This window comes from Massilia sp. LjRoot122 (assembly GCF_964252725.1).
Lineage (GTDB): Bacteria > Pseudomonadota > Gammaproteobacteria > Burkholderiales > Burkholderiaceae_D > Telluria.
Window position 1 is genome coordinate 4279947 of sequence record NZ_CAXUPB020000001.1, and the last position, 14253, is coordinate 4294199.

Here is a 14253-nt window from a genome sequence, read left to right on the forward strand (position 1 = left end):
AAATTCAAAAAATTTCCATGTGGCATTTAATGCCGAGCCCAAAACGGTCGTCTTGTACTCATGAGAGCGTAAGAAATCACGCTCCGGAAAACAGACCACTTTATTCAGGAGCTTCAAATGCTGAGCCTTCACACCAACGCCGCTACTCTGTCCGCACAAAATTCGATCAGCCGCACCCAGCACGGTCTGTCGACCTCGATGACCCGCCTGTCCACCGGCTTCCGTATCAACTCGGCCATGGACGACGCTGCAGGCCTGCAGATCGCAACCCGCCTGAAAGCCCAGACCAGCGGCATGGCAGTGGCAATGCGCAACACCCAGAACTCGATTTCGATGATGCAGACCGCCGAAGGTTCGCTGGACGAAGTCAGCAACATCCTGAACCGCATGAAGGACCTGGCAACCCAGGCAGCCGACGGCTCGTCCTCGGCCGGCGACCAGAAAGCGATGCAGGGTGAGTACGATGCGCTGACCAACGAACTGAGCAACATCGTCGCCAACACCTCCTTCGGCGGCACCAAGCTGCTCGCCAATACCACTGACGGTAAATTCAATGCTGCAGTGACCTTCCAGATCGGCTCGGAAAAGTCCGAAACGATGTCGTTCGATATCAGCGGCACGACCGGTGCACTGGCAACCATGCATAACGACATCGTCGCGGCAGCAGGTGGATTCAATGGTGGCGCCGCCATCACGACCGGCGCCGCTTCAGCCGGTAGCGAGATCTCCGACACGGCCACCACGACGGCCACCGTCGGCGCGACCAACGCAAACAACACGATCGATAAGCTGAAGACGGCAATCGAGAGCGTCAGCGCTGTCCGTTCGCAGCTCGGTGCAGCGTCGAACCGCCTGGAGCACGTGTACAACAACCTGAACAACATCAGCAACAACACCAAGGCTGCAACCGGCCGCATCATGGACGTCGACTTCGCGACCGAGTCCTCGAACATGACGTCGAAGCAGATGCTCATGCAAGCTTCGACCGCCATGCTGAAGCAGACCAACAGCATGTCGTCGATGGTCATGTCGCTGCTGCAGTAATCCTCGATCCCGGGCAGAGTTCGGGTAGTATCGAAAGGCCAGCCCGCGAAAGGCTGGCCTTTTTTTTCATAAGTGAATCGTAATGGCCAGCATCCCGTCCATCGTCCCGCTCCTGCCGCCTGCCGCAACGCCGCTCAGTGTCGGCGCGGTGGCGGCGGCGGCTCCCGTTGCCCTGACGCCTTTCGATGGCGGTGAGCTGCCCTTCCCGGTGTCCCAGCCGCTTGCGCCCACCCCGGCGGCCCAGGCCGAACCGGGACCGGAAGGTTTGGCGATGCGTCCCGACCAGGTCTTCCTGGCGCGCCAGATGCACTTCCAGGCTGCCGACAGCCGCACCCTGGCCGCATCCTGGCAGGCCATGGTGCGCCAGTACGGCAAGCAGATCACCGAGCGTGAACTGCGCGCCCACGCCGGTCAGCTTGCGCCGGCGGTACTGGCGGCGCACCAGGAAGGGCGCGTGCTGCGCCAGGCTGAACATCCCCTTTTCCTGCAGGACGCATGGCGCTTCACGGTGCATGCGGGTGGCCAGAAAGACCAGCACCTGGGTGTGGTACACGAACAGCCGGACGGCGCGTCCGGCCGGCGCCGGCGCAGCCGGGCCGCGCTGCGCCTCGAACTGGAACTGGACGATGGCACCGCGGTCGTGGTGCAGGTGGAAGCGCTCCCCGGCGGACTGGCGGTGGAACTCTGCGCCCCGGATGCGGCGGCGCTGGAACGGCTGCACAGGCTGCAGCCGGAATTGGAAAACGCGATCGCGCGCGCTGGCTTGCAGGTGCTGCGCTGGCGCTACCGCGACCGGTTGCCGCTGGCGCCGGTGCACGCGCGGATGGCATCGAGCGATGTGGTGCAGGTGCTGACGCTCCCCGTGTTCCGCGCCGTGGCCGAACTGGCCCTGGTGCTGCCGCGCGAAGCCAGGCCGGCACCCTGATGCTTCATCACGGACAGGTCAGCCGACCGTCCCGACGATCGACACGTCCCGGTTCTCGGGAATCTCGTTATACGACAGCACGTGCAGCCCCGGCGCGAACAGCTTGGCGTAGCGCGCCAGCAGCGGGCGCACCTGCGGCAGCACCAGCAGCAGCGGCGGGGTGTGCTGCTGCTTCATCTGTTCGCGTGCCACCGGCATGTTGATCTGGAGCTGGGACAGCAGCTGCGGGTCGATCGGGTAGTTGTCCAGCGCGACCTTGCCGCCGCCGTTCTGGCGCGCCTGGTTCAGGGAACCGAGCAGCATGTTTTCCAGCTCGGCCGAGAGGTTAAAGGCCGGCATGTCCTTCTTCTTGCCGAACAGGCCGGACACGATCTGGCGCCGCAGCGCGCAACGTACCTCGGCCGCCAGCAGGATCGGATCCTTGGTGGTCTCCGAGCTGTCCAGCAGCGTGGTGGCGACCACCACGATGTCCTTCAGCGACACGCCCTCGGCCAGCAGCACGCGGAACACGCGCAACAGCTGGGTGTGGGTCAGCGCCTTTTCCAGCGCCCCGGCCAGCTTCGGCGAGAGCGCGGTCAGGCGCTCCAGGATCGCCGGCACGTCTTCGTGGCGGAACAGCTCGTGCAGGTATTCGCGCACCACCTTCGAGGTGTGGGTGGCGATCGCGCTCGACACCTCGACCACCTGGTAACCCAGGCCCAGCGCATCGGCCTTCTGCTCCGGCGCGATCCAGGTGATCGCCATGCCGTAGGCCGGCTCGATGCCCGGGATGCCATCCAGCTCCCCGTAGACGTTGGGTGACGGGATCGCCATCAGGTGGTCCGGCATCACCTCGGCCTCGGCCACGACCGTGCCCGACAGGCTGATCGCATACTGCGAGGGACGCAGCGCCAGGTCGTCGCGCACGCCGATGGCGGGCAGCAACATGCCCATCTGCTCCGACAGGCTCTGGCGCACGCCCTTGATGCGCTTAGGTAAGGGCTCGCCCTGGGCCTTGTCGATCATGCCCACCAGTTTGTAGCCCACCGCTACCGTCACCGGCTGCACCACCGGCAGCGCCTGCCAGTCGAGGTCGGGCGCGCGCTCGTCGCGCAGGGCGGCCTCGATCGCCGCCACGCCCGCGTTGTCGGGCGCCTTGACGCGCTTGCTCAGCTTCCAGCCGACATAGCCCACCACGCCGGCGAACACGAAGAAGATAAAGGTCGGCATGCCCGGCACCAGCCCGAGCACGACCATCACGCCGGCCGCCGAGAACAGCACCGCCGGCTGGGCCAGCAGCTGGCCGCCCACCTGCTGCTCGAGGTCGCCCGATTCGCCGATGCGGGTCACCAGGATCGCCGCTGCCGCCGACAGCAGCAGCGCCGGGATCTGGGCCACCAGGCCGTCACCGATGGTCAGCAGTGCATACACCTTGGCGGCTTCGCCCAGCGGAAGGTCGTACATCAGGGCGCCGATCGCGATACCGCCGACCAGGTTGATGATCAGGATCAGGATCGAGGCGACGGCGTCGCCGCGCACGAACTTGGAGGCGCCGTCCATCGCGCCGTAGAAGTCGGCTTCGGCCGCCACGTCCTTGCGGCGCTGGTTCGCCTGTTCCTGGTTGATCAGGCCCGCGTTCAGGTCGGCGTCGATCGCCATCTGCTTGCCCGGCAGCGCGTCCAGTGTGAAGCGCGCCGACACTTCCGAGATGCGCTCGGCGCCCTTGGTGACGACGATGAAGTTGATGATCATGAGGATCACGAACACCACCAGGCCGACCACGAAGTTACCGCCGATGACGACGTTGGCGAAGGACTCGATCACGTGGCCCGCGGCATCCGAGCCGGTGTGGCCATTCAGCAGCACCACGCGGGTCGAGGCCACGTTCAGCGCCAGGCGCATCAGGGTGGTGCCGAGGATCACGGTCGGGAACACCGAGAAGTCGAGCGGACGCTTGGCCGTCACCGACACCAGGATCACGATCAGCGCCAGCACGATGTTGAACGTGAACAGCACGTCCAGCAGCACCGGCGGCAGCGGCAACATGATCATCGCCAGCAGCGCGATCAGGAAGACCGGCCCGGCGAACTTCTGGCGCTTCAGCTCCGAGACGAAGGCGTTGAAGTTGGTGAAAATGCTCATGCGGAAACCTCACTCAAATGAGATGGAACCACCACCTCGTTGGGGAACCGTGGGGGCGCCTGGCGCCGGCCTGCACGGAACGCGTTCAGTTGCAGGACGTAGTTCAGTACCTGCGATACGGCCTGGTACAGCTGCGCAGGGATCTGCTGCTGCACCTGGCTGGTGTTGTAGATCGCACGCGCCAGCGGCGGCAGCGACACGGTCTCGATCTTGTGCTCGCGCGCCACGCGGCGGATGTACAGCGCCATCTCGTCGACGCCCTTGGCCACCACGAACGGCGCTTCGGCGCGGTCGATGTCGTACTTCAGGGCCACCGCGTAGTGCTCCGGGTTGACGATCACGACGTCGGCGGTCGGCACGCTCTTGCGCACGCTGCGCTGGGCCAGCTGGCGCTGCAGCTGGCGGATGCGCTGCTTCACCTCGGGCCTGCCCTCATTGCTCTTGTGTTCTTCTTTCAGGTCCTGCTTGCTCATGCGCTGGTTTTTGGTGAACAGGAAGGACTGCACCGGCACGTCGATCAGCGCGAACACGACGAACACCGCCACCATCGCCATCAGGCCGTCCAGCATCAGCGCGGCGCCCCCGCCCAGCGCATCGCTCAGCGGCATGCGCTGCAACTCGACATAGGCCTTCATGCCGGAGCCCACCACGTGCCACAGCACGAAACCGAGCACGATCGCCTTGGCGGCGGACGTCGCAAAGCCGATCCAGTGCTTTTGCGAGAACAGGTTGCCCAGGTTGGTGATGGGGCTCATGCGGCTGAACTTCGGCGCCATGTTCTTGCTGGAGGCCACCCAGCCGCCCGGGAAGACGCTGGCGGCCACGATCACCGCCGGCACCACCGCCAGCGGCAGCACCATCTTCACCAGCAGCAGCAGCGCGCCGGTGAACACCACCGACATCGCGTTCTCGATCGCGCCGGCTTCGCCCAGCGGCACGAATACCAGCCGGAACAGCGAACGGAAGGACTCGAGGTAGCCCGGCAGCAGCATGGCCAACAGCTTCAGGGCACACAGGATGCCGACTGCCGTCGCCAAGTCTTTCGAGCGGACGACCTGGCCCTCTTCGCGCGCCTTCTTGAGCTTCTGCGCTGAGGGCTTTTCGGTCTTGTCGCCACCGGTGCCGCTATCGGCCATGCGCTATCCTCATCTGCTCCTGCAGCATCTCCAGGATCTGGTTGGTCATCGCAATGTAATGCTCGGGGATGAAACGCACCACCTGCACCAGCATCAGGAGACCGAAGATCGTCACCAGCGAGAAGCCCAGCGAAAACAGGTTCAAACTCGGCGCAACCCGGTTCAGGAAACCGAACCCGACCTGCACCACCATTGTCGAAAACACGATCGGCAGCGCCAGCAGCACCGCCGCGGAAAATATCCAGGCCACGTTCAGCGCCACTGCTTCCAGCAGCAGCGGCCCGTAGCCGGCGCCGACTGGCCAGGCCTTGAAGCTCTGGCCCACCACGCCCATCAGGACCAGGTGGCCGTCGATCCCGAAGAACACCAGGATCGCCAGCAGCGACAGCAGGCCGGACACCACGTCCGAGGCCTGCCCGTTCATCGGGTCGTTCATCTGCGCCATCGAGAAGCCGATCTGGCTCGACGCCAGGAAGCCGAGCATCGACATGACCGCCATCGCGAACTGCAGCGCCAGCCCGAGCACGCCGCCGATCACGGCCTGCTCCACCATCGCCACCACCCCGGCCAGCGAGAACGGATCGGGCATCGCGCCGGCGGCCTGCGTGGTAAGAGGCAGCATCATGAAGGACAGCGCCACCGACAGCAGCGCGCGCACCGGCAAGGGCACCATGCCCTCGCCCAGCACCGGAGCGGTCGAGAGCATCGCCATGATGCGGCAGAACGGCCACCACAAGGCATTCATCAGCGGCAGCAGGAAGCCGACCAGCTCCATTCGTTTCCGGATTCCGTCAGGTCGCGAGCGTGGCCGCGCGCTGGAACACCGACATGCAGTAATCCATCAGCGTGGAGGTCATCCAGTGGCCGGCCAGGATCACCGCGGCCAGCGTCACCAGCAGACGCGGCAGGAAGCTCAGGGTCTGCTCGTTGATCTGGGTCGCGGCCTGGAACAGCGCCACGATCAGGCCCGTGACCAGGCCCGGCACCACCAGCACCAGGACCAGCAGCATCACGACCTGCAGGGCTTCGACCACCAGGTCGACAGCGATATCAGGACTCATCTCACTCTCTCGTTTGGAAGCTAATAGCCGTGGATGCTGCCGACCAGCGTGTTCACGGTCAGGGTCCAGCCATCCACCAGCACGAACAGCAGCAGCTTGAAGGGCAGCGAGATCACCAGCGGCGACAGCATCATCATGCCCATCGCCATCAGCACCGATGCCACCACCAGGTCGATGATCAGGAAGGGAATGAACAGCATCGCGCCGATCTGGAAAGCCGTCTTCAGCTCGGACAGCACGAAGGCGGCCAGCTTGACCGTGAAGCCGCGCTTCTCGGGGGCCAGGTTGGCCGGCTCACCCGCCAGATGCGCGACCTGGGCCAGCGAGGTCTTGCTGGTCTGGGCCAGCATGAAGCGCGTCACCGGCACCTCGGCGATCTTGAGCGCCTGCTCGAGGCCGATCTTGTCCTTGTCGTAGGGGAGGAAGGCGTCGCGCCACACCGCTTCGCCCACCGGGCGCATGACCAGCAGGGTCAGGATCAGCGCGATGCCGGTGATGATCCGGTTCGGCAGGCCCTGCTGCAGGCCGAGGGCCTGGCGCAGCAGCGACAGCACGATCACGAAGCGGGTGAAGCTGGTCATCATCATGACCATGACGGGCAGCAGCCCGAGCAGGGTCATCAGGACCAGGATCTGCGACTTGACCGTCATTCCCTGGGTCGAGCCGGGGATCACCCCGGGCAGGATGCTGGGTCCCTGGTCCTGGGCCGCGGCAGGCAGCGCAAACAGCAATGCCAGCACGCCGGCCACAGCCAGCGCGCCGCGGACAGCCTGCATCATGAAGTCAGCGCATCCAGGTTCAGGCCGTCGAGGTCGATGACCTTCAGGCCGTACTGTTCGCCGGCGACGACGACTTCGGCGCGGCCGATCGGCGCGCCGTTGACCTTGATGACCAGCGGCTCGCCGGCCAGGGCGTCGAGCGGCACCACCGAGGACGGGCCGATCGCCATCAGTTCCTGCAGCGAGATGCGGGCCGAGCCCACTTCCAGCGTCAGGGTCACTGGAATGCGGCGCATCATCTGCGGCAGCTGGCGCGCGGCATTCTTGCCGGCCACCGCGGTAGCCGCTTCAACGCCTTCGAGGTCGTCGATGATGACGTCGCCAGTCAGTTGATCGTTCAGGTTCATAGCTATTTACTCGGCATCTTCAAAAGAGGTTAAACAGAGCTTTCCTTTGTGTTCGGCCACGGCGGCCGTGAACAGGCGCGATTCGTCCAGCAGCACGTCGGCGCGCCCGACCGACACGGGAATGACGTCGCCGACTTTCAGCTCGAACAGCGCACCCAGCGTGGTGTCCTTGCTCACCAGGCGCCCGTCGAGCTTCACGAACAGGCCGGAGGACAGGCCGTCGTTGCCGGCGCGCGCCGTGCGCACGCTGTTGCGCTCTTCCTTCAGGCCCTGCAGCACGTGGGACATCAGCTCCTGGTCCAGGCCGATCCAGCAGTGGCTCTGCTGTTCGCCCGGGGCCGACAGCGTCACGCGGATGACCCAGCCGGCCTTGCCCGGCGCGCTGGCCGGCGCCGGCGCTTCCACCACCGCGGCATCCGCACCCGGCACTTCCACACCCACCGCCGCCAGGCCTTCGGCCACGCGCGCATGCAGCTGCTCGGCCAGTTGCGCGGTCAGGGTTGCTGCCAGGCGCTCCTCGGTCGCGGTCACCCTTTCGGTGGCCGGATCGCGCGCTGCGCTCGGTGCAGCGTTCTTTCGGCCATAGCGCCCTTCCAGGAGGCTCAATAACAGGCTGCGCTCGAACGCCACCGCGGCAGTACCGAGCGGACCGGCCACCGCCAGCCAGCGCAGGCCTTCCTCGTCCGGTGCGCGCTCGAAGGCCAGGTTCACCAGCCGGTAGGCGCCCCAGTAGCGGCGTCCGCCCGGCCCGCCCATCGACGTGCCAAGGGCATCGGCAAAACGGCGCGCGAATTTCGGCAACAGATGGACCGGGCGTCCCAACAGGCTCGGATCGAGCACCTGGTAATTACCCTGGTATTTGCCGGAGTGGGCGGTCTGGTCGGTGCGCGATCGGTCGAGTGGATTCATCGGCATTGTTTATTGGTCACTGAGAAATGGCGAATGACTTTTTTTCATTCTCCAGGGAAACAATTATACATGGAGATTTGCGCCAAAGACTTTGACATTCGCCTTTGATTTCCCACTTGCCCTACGGTAATATCTCTCCTATCGCATCGCAGCACCCGGCGTCTTCCCAGTACTTACGTGGGAAAACCCAGTAAAAGGGTCAAGAATAAAACGGCCGTTCGTAGACATCGATTTAACAAATGAAGCTCCTGGATGGGCTTTTTGCCGGCAAAAGAAGACACATTTTGTCGCCTCTCCACAACACGCGCACCAAATCTTTTAGTACTGGAACGAAGCATGGGAACTGAACTTGCCGGTCTGATCAAAGCTGACCTTGCCGCACTGACAAACGATGCCCAGCGTATGGCGATCGCACCTGCCAGTGAGCTGTCGGCGGGTGCCGCATTTAACAATTCACCAAACGCCTTTTCCTTTACCCAGACCATGAAGGACGCCCTCGCCAGCGTGGACCAGGAAGACCGCGCCGCCGGCGAGCGCATGGCCGCCGTCGATGCCGGCAAGAGCGACGACCTGGTCGGCGCCATGCTGGCCAGCCAGCAGGCCAGCCTGTCGTTCTCGATGCTGATGCAAGTGCGCAACAAGGTCATGGGCGCCGTCGACGAGCTGATCAAGCTGCCGGTCTGACCGCTCCCCGGATTTCTCCCCTATTGCAGAGAAGCGAAGAGAACCACTCGTGATTTCCACACTCAAGGCCGCCTTTGGCGACAAGAAGCTGGCGCTGCCGGGCATGCCGCCGGCGCTGCGCAACAACCTGGTCCTGCTGATCGGCCTGGCCGTGGCCATCACGGCCGCCGTCATGCTGTTCCTGTGGCAGGACCAGTCCAACTACAAGCCGGTGTTCGGCGCGCGCGAAAAGGTCGCCGCCAGCGACATGATGAGCGTGCTCGAAGCCGAGCAGATTCCCTACCGCGTCCACCCGGAAAGCGGCCAGGTGTTGGTGCCGTCCGGCGAACTGGGCAAGGTGCGCATGCTGCTGGCCGCCAAGGGCGTGACCGCCCAGCTGCCGGCCGGCCTCGAGTTGATGGACCGTAACGACCCGCTCGGCGTGTCGTCCTTCGTGCAGGACGTGCGCTTCCGCCGCGGCCTCGAGGGGGAGCTGGCGCAGAGCATCCTGACCATGGACGCGATCGCCTCGGCGCGCGTGCACCTGGCGATCGCCAAGACGAGCTCTTTCGTTGCCGGCGCCGGCGACCAGTCCTCGGCCTCGGTGGTGGTCGCGGTCAAGCCGGGCCGCTCGCTGTCGAACGAGCAGATCGCCGCGATCGTCAACATGGTGTCGAGCAGCGTCGCCAACCTGAACCCGGCGCGCGTGTCGCTGGTCGACCAGGCCGGCAACTACCTGTCCTCGCGCGTCGACCTGACGGATGGCTTCGACGGCCAGGTACAGGGCGATACGGCTTCCAGGCATTTCACCGACGACGTACGCAAGAACGTCAACGAGCTCCTTGGCCCGGTGCTGGGCGCGAACAACTTCAAGCTCAGCGTCACCGCCGACGTCGACAACGACAAGATCGAGGAAACCCAGGAAAAGTACGGCGAAGCCCCGAAGGTCACCAGCGAGGCGATGCGCGAAGAGATGGAGCGCAACCGCATGGCGCTGGGCGTGCCGGGCACGCTGTCGAACCGTCCGCCACAGGCGGCCGATCCAGCCGCCGCCCAGGCCGACGCGCAGAACCCGGATGCTGCCGCAAAACCTGACGACGGCAGCGCGCGCAAGAACGCCACCACCCGCCAGTATGCCTACGACCGTGCGATCACCCAGATCAAGCGCGCGCGCGGCCGGCTGAAGAAGCTGTCGGTAGCGGTGGTGCTGAACAATGCCAGCGCCGCCAACCCGAAAGTCGGCTACACCCCGGCCGAACTGGCGAACATCGAGAAGATCCTGAAGGGCGGCCTGGGCATCGACGCCACCCGCGGCGACGTGCTGACCGTGTCCAGCCTGACATTCCCGGCCGCGCCGATGGCCCAGGAATGGTGGCAGGAACGCGACAACGTGGTCGACATGACGAGCTACGGCATGTACGCGCTCGGCGCACTGCTCGCCTACCTCCTGCTGGCCCGCCCGCTGCTGCGCGCGGTGACCTCGCGCCTGGCGCCGCAGCCGCCGCTGATGCCTGCCGCGCCGGCCCTGCCGGGTGTACCTGGTGGCGCAGCCGCCGCTGCGGATGCTGCCGTCGCAGCCCTGCCGGCGGGAAGCGCCCCTGCGCTCGGCGCGCCGGCTGGCGCGGTCGCCGGCGCGGATACCGCTTCCGGCACGATGCCGGTCGTCCCGCTGCTCGAAAACTACGATCTTCCGCCGGCCGGTTCGCCCGTCGACGTCATGATCGACCATCTGAAAGTCCTCGCCGGCAAAGAGCCTGAGCGCGTTGCCGAAGTCGTCAAACAATGGGTACAGAAAAAACATGGCCGAACTGAATAACGCTGACGGCATGGATGCCGTCCTGAGCCCGGTCGAGCAGGCTGCCATCGTGCTGCTGTCGATCGGCGAAGAAGGCGCCGCCGCCGTGCTGCGCTGCCTCGAGCGTGAAGAACTGCTCGAGCTGACCCAGGTCATGTCGCGCATGAGCGGCATCAAGGTCGACTCCGTGAAATCGGCCGTCCAGAACTTCTTCGACGACTACCGTCAGCAGAGCGGCCTGCACGCGGCCTCGCGCGGCTACCTGAAGCGCTCGCTCGACCTGGCGCTCGGCAGCGACATCGCCAACAGCGTGCTGAACACCATCTACGGCGACGAGATCCGCCCGATGATGGCGCGCCTGCAGTACGCCTCGCCCAAGTGGCTGGCCGAATTCATCGCGTCCGAGCACGTGCAGATGCAGGCCGTGTTCCTGGCCTTCCTGCCGCCGGCGCACGCTTCGCAGATCCTGGAAGCGCTGCCGGCCGACGGCCGCGAAATGGTGCTGCTGAACATGGCCCACCTCGACGAGATCGAGCGCGACGTACTGCACGAGCTGGAGGAACTGGTGAACCGCTGCCTGTCCGCGCTCGACACCCAGAGCGCCAGCGTGGAAGGCGTGCGCCAGGTCGCCGAAATCCTCAACCGCCTGCAGGACAACCGCGCCGGCATGGTGGAGCTGTTGCGCGCCCACGATCCGGACGTCGTGTCCCAGATCGAGATGTCGATGTACGACTTCTTCATCCTGTCGCGCCAGACCGAACAGGTCATTACCCGCCTGCTCGACGAAGTGCCGCTCGAGCAGTGGGCGATCGCGCTCAAGGGCGCCGAACCGGCGCTGCGCGACGCGATCCTGGGCGCGATGCCGAAGCGCCAGGCCCAGAGCTTCGAAGACCTGATGCGCCGTTCCGGACCGGTGCCGATGTCGCGCATCGAGCAGACCCGCCGCGAGATCATGGCCACCGTCAAGGGCCTGGCCGACGCCGGCGAAATCGACATCGCACTGTTTGCCGAGGCGACCGCCGAATGAAGCAATTCCGGCCCTATCACTTCCCTCCCCTGTACCAGCTCACCAGCGCCCTGCCGAAGGGCGCGGGCGCGACGGGCGCGGGCTCGGCCGAGGAATGGCAGGCCGCCCTGTCCGACGGCTACCGCCAGGGCCAGCGCGAAGGCTACGAGGCCGGCCTGGACCAGGGCCGCGCCGACGGCTTCCCGGTCGGCCAGAGCGAGGGTTTCCAGCGCGGCGTCGAAGAAGGCCGCACCGCCGCGCTGGCCCAGTTCGACGCGCTGTCCAAGCCGATCGACGCCATGCTCAAGGGCCTCAAGAAGCTGAAAACCGACATGCGCGCAGCCCAGCGCAAGGAAGTCGTGGACCTGGTCGGCAAGATCGCGCGCCAGGTGATTCGCGCCGAACTGGCGCTACAGCCGGTGCAGCTGCTCGCCCTGGTGGAAGAAGCCCTGAGCGTGATGCCGCCTTCGCGCGACCAGGTCGAGGTATTCCTGAATCCGGAAGAACTGCGCCGCGTGCTCGAGCTCGACCCGAAGCGCGCCAAGAAGTGGACCCTGCTGCCCGACCCGGCCCTCGAGCCGGGCGAATGCCGGGTGCGCTCCGGCGACAATGAAGTCGACGCCGGCTGCCAGGGCCGCCTGTCGGCCGTGATGGACCAGGTGCGCGAACAGCTGCTCGACGCGGAGGACGAGGAATGACGGCCCTCGCGGCGCGCCTGCGCGCGGTCGAACTGGGGTCGGTGCCGGTCGCCACCCCCACCGGCCGCCTGGTCGGCGCCCAGGGCCTGCTGCTGGAATCGGTCGGCTGTCCGCTGCACACCGGCCAGCGCTGCCGCATCGAGACCGTCGACGGCGGCTGGCTCGACGCCCAGGTGGTCGGCTTCAAGGAAAAAATCTCCTACCTGATGCCGTTCAAGAAGGCGAGCGGCCTGGCGACCGGCGCACGCGTGCTGCCGACCCCGGTCCAGCAGGACCTGATGATCGGCCCGTCCTGGATGGGCCGCATGGTCAACGGCCTGGGCGAGCCGATCGACGGCCTCGGCAAACTCGGCGGCGACCAGCCGCTGTCGACCACCCCGCCCAAGGTCAATCCGCTGAGGAAGACCCCGGTGGAAGAACCTCTGGACGTCGGCGTGCGCGCGATCAATTCGATGCTCACGATCGGCAAGGGCCAGCGGGTCGGCCTGATGGCCGGTTCCGGCGTCGGCAAATCGGTGCTGCTCGGCCTGATCACGCGCCAGACCGTGGCCGACGTGATCGTGGTCGGCCTGATCGGCGAGCGTAACCGCGAGGTGCGCGAATTCGTCGAGAAGTCGCTCGGCCCGGAGGGCCTGAAACGCGCTGTGCTGGTGGTGGCGCCGGCCGACGAGTCGCCCCTGATGCGCGTCATGGCGACCGAGATGTGCCATTCGATCGCGGCCCACTTCCGCGACCGCGGCCAGAACGTGCTGCTGCTGTGCGATTCGCTGACCCGCTACGCGATGGCGCTGCGCGAAGTCGCGCTGTCGCTGGGCGAGCCGCCGGCCACGCGCGGCTACCCGCCTTCGGTGTTCTCGAACATGCCGCAACTGGTCGAATCGGCCGGCAACGGCGAGAACCCGAAGGGCAGCATGAGCGCGATCTATACGGTCCTGGCCGAAGGCGACGACCAGCAAGACCCGGTGGTCGATTCGGCGCGCGCGATCCTGGACGGCCACATCGTGCTGACGCGCGAACTGGCCGAACGCGGCCACTATCCGGCGATCGACGTCGCCCAGTCGATCTCGCGCTGCATGGCGCAGGTGGTCGGTCAGGACCACGCCCTGGCGGCACGCAGGCTGAAGGCGGCGCTGGCCAAGCATGCCCGCGTGCGCGACCTGATCCCGCTCGGCGCCTATGTGCCGGGCGCCGACCCGGAAACCGACAAGGCGGTGCGCCTGCATCCGCACATCGAAGCCTTCCTGTGCCAGGGCACGCGTGAAGAAGCGCCGATGGCCGGCTGCGTCGAACAATTGAAAGCGATGATGGCATGAAGCGCGAACAGACCATCGCCAGCCTCGGCACCCTGGTGCAGCTGCGCAGCATCGACGTGGATCGCCTGCAGGCCGACCTGGCCAGCCAGGAAGCGACCCGCGCGCGCTACCAGAACAACCTGGCGCGCATGGATGCGCTGGCCACCGGCAGCGGGGCGTCCGGCGCCCTGCCCCTGGCGCTGGCGCTGAACTGCGGCGCCTACAAGCAGAACGTGATGGCGATGGCCGACCTGCACCGGGTCGACCTGGCGCTGCATGAGGCGAACATGGCGGTGGCGCAGCGCAAGCTGACCGACGCCTATACCAAACGCGAGCTGCTGGGCAAGGTGCTGGAACAACAACAGGTTCAGTTCGCGCGCGAACAGAACCGTTCCGTGCGCAAGCGCGAAGACGATATCGCCACCCAATCGTGGATGGCTGGCCGGACGGCCTAGCCCGGACCATCAAGGAGAGTAA

Annotated in this window: 15 protein-coding genes; 8 read left to right on the plus strand and 7 right to left on the minus strand. The window is 66.0% G+C overall.

Annotation, left to right across the window (positions count from 1 at the left end):
- The first annotated feature begins 117 nt into the window (after positions 1-117).
- Positions 118-1044 carry a flagellin gene (locus tag ACSQ25_RS18775; RefSeq protein WP_436107181.1) on the plus strand — a complete coding sequence of 309 codons (927 nt, stop codon included), beginning with the start codon at positions 118-120 and terminating at the stop codon, positions 1042-1044.
- 82 nt (positions 1045-1126) lie between these two features.
- Entirely contained in the window at positions 1127-1969 is an 843-nt protein-coding gene (locus ACSQ25_RS18780; RefSeq protein ID WP_436107182.1) for a hypothetical protein, read from the plus strand.
- Positions 1970-1987: 18 nt separating this feature from the next.
- Here ACSQ25_RS18780 and ACSQ25_RS18785 read toward each other — a convergent pair whose 3' ends face one another.
- The 7 genes from ACSQ25_RS18785 to ACSQ25_RS18815 are packed head-to-tail and all read right to left on the minus strand — an operon-like array spanning position 1988 to position 8322.
- Positions 1988-4090, minus strand: coding sequence for a flagellar biosynthesis protein FlhA (locus ACSQ25_RS18785; RefSeq protein ID WP_436107183.1), 2103 nt, complete (start codon positions 4088-4090; stop codon positions 1988-1990).
- The gene (gene flhB, locus ACSQ25_RS18790) at positions 4087-5226 is read right to left on the minus strand and encodes a flagellar type III secretion system protein FlhB (RefSeq protein WP_436107184.1); all 1140 of its coding nucleotides are present in this window, start codon (positions 5224-5226) and stop codon (positions 4087-4089) included. Before flhB ends, ACSQ25_RS18785 begins: the two co-directional genes overlap by 4 nt.
- Positions 5216-6001, minus strand: coding sequence for a flagellar biosynthetic protein FliR (gene fliR / locus ACSQ25_RS18795; protein ID WP_436107185.1), 786 nt, complete (start codon positions 5999-6001; stop codon positions 5216-5218). The genes flhB and fliR overlap by 11 nt, the downstream gene beginning before the upstream one ends.
- A gap of 16 nt (positions 6002-6017) precedes the next feature.
- Complete coding sequence (fliQ, locus tag ACSQ25_RS18800) at positions 6018-6287, minus strand: flagellar biosynthesis protein FliQ (protein ID WP_436107186.1); 270 nt, start codon at positions 6285-6287, stop codon at positions 6018-6020.
- A 20-nt stretch (positions 6288-6307) separates the two neighbouring features.
- Positions 6308-7066: a flagellar type III secretion system pore protein FliP gene (fliP, locus tag ACSQ25_RS18805; protein ID WP_436107187.1), complete on the minus strand. Its 759-nt coding sequence runs from the start codon at positions 7064-7066 to the stop codon at positions 6308-6310.
- The gene (locus ACSQ25_RS18810; protein ID WP_436107188.1) at positions 7063-7413 is read right to left on the minus strand and encodes a FliM/FliN family flagellar motor switch protein; all 351 of its coding nucleotides are present in this window, start codon (positions 7411-7413) and stop codon (positions 7063-7065) included. Before ACSQ25_RS18810 ends, fliP begins: the two co-directional genes overlap by 4 nt.
- Positions 7414-7419: 6 nt before the next feature.
- The gene (locus ACSQ25_RS18815) at positions 7420-8322 is read right to left on the minus strand and encodes a hypothetical protein (RefSeq protein WP_436107189.1); all 903 of its coding nucleotides are present in this window, start codon (positions 8320-8322) and stop codon (positions 7420-7422) included.
- A 336-nt stretch (positions 8323-8658) separates the two neighbouring features.
- Between ACSQ25_RS18815 and ACSQ25_RS18820 the strand changes: the two genes are divergently transcribed.
- From ACSQ25_RS18820 to ACSQ25_RS18845, 6 genes are read left to right on the plus strand one after another with little or no spacing between them, the layout of a single operon-like run.
- Entirely contained in the window at positions 8659-9006 is a 348-nt protein-coding gene (locus ACSQ25_RS18820; RefSeq protein WP_436107190.1) for a flagellar hook-basal body complex protein FliE, read from the plus strand.
- A gap of 49 nt (positions 9007-9055) precedes the next feature.
- Positions 9056-10801, plus strand: coding sequence for a flagellar basal-body MS-ring/collar protein FliF (gene fliF / locus ACSQ25_RS18825; RefSeq protein WP_436107191.1), 1746 nt, complete (start codon positions 9056-9058; stop codon positions 10799-10801).
- Positions 10785-11807 carry a FliG C-terminal domain-containing protein gene (locus ACSQ25_RS18830; protein WP_436107192.1) on the plus strand — a complete coding sequence of 341 codons (1023 nt, stop codon included), beginning with the start codon at positions 10785-10787 and terminating at the stop codon, positions 11805-11807. The genes fliF and ACSQ25_RS18830 overlap by 17 nt, the downstream gene beginning before the upstream one ends.
- On the plus strand, positions 11804-12484 hold the full coding sequence (gene fliH / locus ACSQ25_RS18835) for a flagellar assembly protein FliH (protein ID WP_436107193.1): 681 nt from the start codon (positions 11804-11806) through the stop codon (positions 12482-12484). The genes ACSQ25_RS18830 and fliH overlap by 4 nt, the downstream gene beginning before the upstream one ends.
- Positions 12481-13797, plus strand: coding sequence for a flagellar protein export ATPase FliI (fliI, locus tag ACSQ25_RS18840; protein ID WP_436107194.1), 1317 nt, complete (start codon positions 12481-12483; stop codon positions 13795-13797). Before fliH ends, fliI begins: the two co-directional genes overlap by 4 nt.
- On the plus strand, positions 13794-14231 hold the full coding sequence (locus tag ACSQ25_RS18845; RefSeq protein WP_436107195.1) for a flagellar FliJ family protein: 438 nt from the start codon (positions 13794-13796) through the stop codon (positions 14229-14231). The genes fliI and ACSQ25_RS18845 overlap by 4 nt, the downstream gene beginning before the upstream one ends.
- Positions 14232-14253 lie beyond the last annotated feature (22 nt).

Coding starts and splice junctions, on each gene's coding strand:
- ACSQ25_RS18775 (WP_436107181.1), top strand. CDS start 118: ATGCTGAGCCTTCACACCAACGCCGCTACTCTGTCCGCACAAAATTCG.
- ACSQ25_RS18780 (WP_436107182.1), top strand. CDS start 1,127: ATGGCCAGCATCCCGTCCATCGTCCCGCTCCTGCCGCCTGCCGCAACG.
- ACSQ25_RS18785 (WP_436107183.1), bottom strand. CDS start 4,090: ATGAGCATTTTCACCAACTTCAACGCCTTCGTCTCGGAGCTGAAGCGC.
- flhB (WP_436107184.1), bottom strand. CDS start 5,226: ATGGCCGATAGCGGCACCGGTGGCGACAAGACCGAAAAGCCCTCAGCG.
- fliR (WP_436107185.1), bottom strand. CDS start 6,001: ATGGAGCTGGTCGGCTTCCTGCTGCCGCTGATGAATGCCTTGTGGTGG.
- fliQ (WP_436107186.1), bottom strand. CDS start 6,287: ATGAGTCCTGATATCGCTGTCGACCTGGTGGTCGAAGCCCTGCAGGTC.
- fliP (WP_436107187.1), bottom strand. CDS start 7,066: ATGATGCAGGCTGTCCGCGGCGCGCTGGCTGTGGCCGGCGTGCTGGCA.
- ACSQ25_RS18810 (WP_436107188.1), bottom strand. CDS start 7,413: ATGAACCTGAACGATCAACTGACTGGCGACGTCATCATCGACGACCTC.
- ACSQ25_RS18815 (WP_436107189.1), bottom strand. CDS start 8,322: ATGAATCCACTCGACCGATCGCGCACCGACCAGACCGCCCACTCCGGC.
- ACSQ25_RS18820 (WP_436107190.1), top strand. CDS start 8,659: ATGGGAACTGAACTTGCCGGTCTGATCAAAGCTGACCTTGCCGCACTG.
- ACSQ25_RS18830 (WP_436107192.1), top strand. CDS start 10,785: ATGGCCGAACTGAATAACGCTGACGGCATGGATGCCGTCCTGAGCCCG.
- fliH (WP_436107193.1), top strand. CDS start 11,804: ATGAAGCAATTCCGGCCCTATCACTTCCCTCCCCTGTACCAGCTCACC.
- fliI (WP_436107194.1), top strand. CDS start 12,481: ATGACGGCCCTCGCGGCGCGCCTGCGCGCGGTCGAACTGGGGTCGGTG.
- ACSQ25_RS18845 (WP_436107195.1), top strand. CDS start 13,794: ATGAAGCGCGAACAGACCATCGCCAGCCTCGGCACCCTGGTGCAGCTG.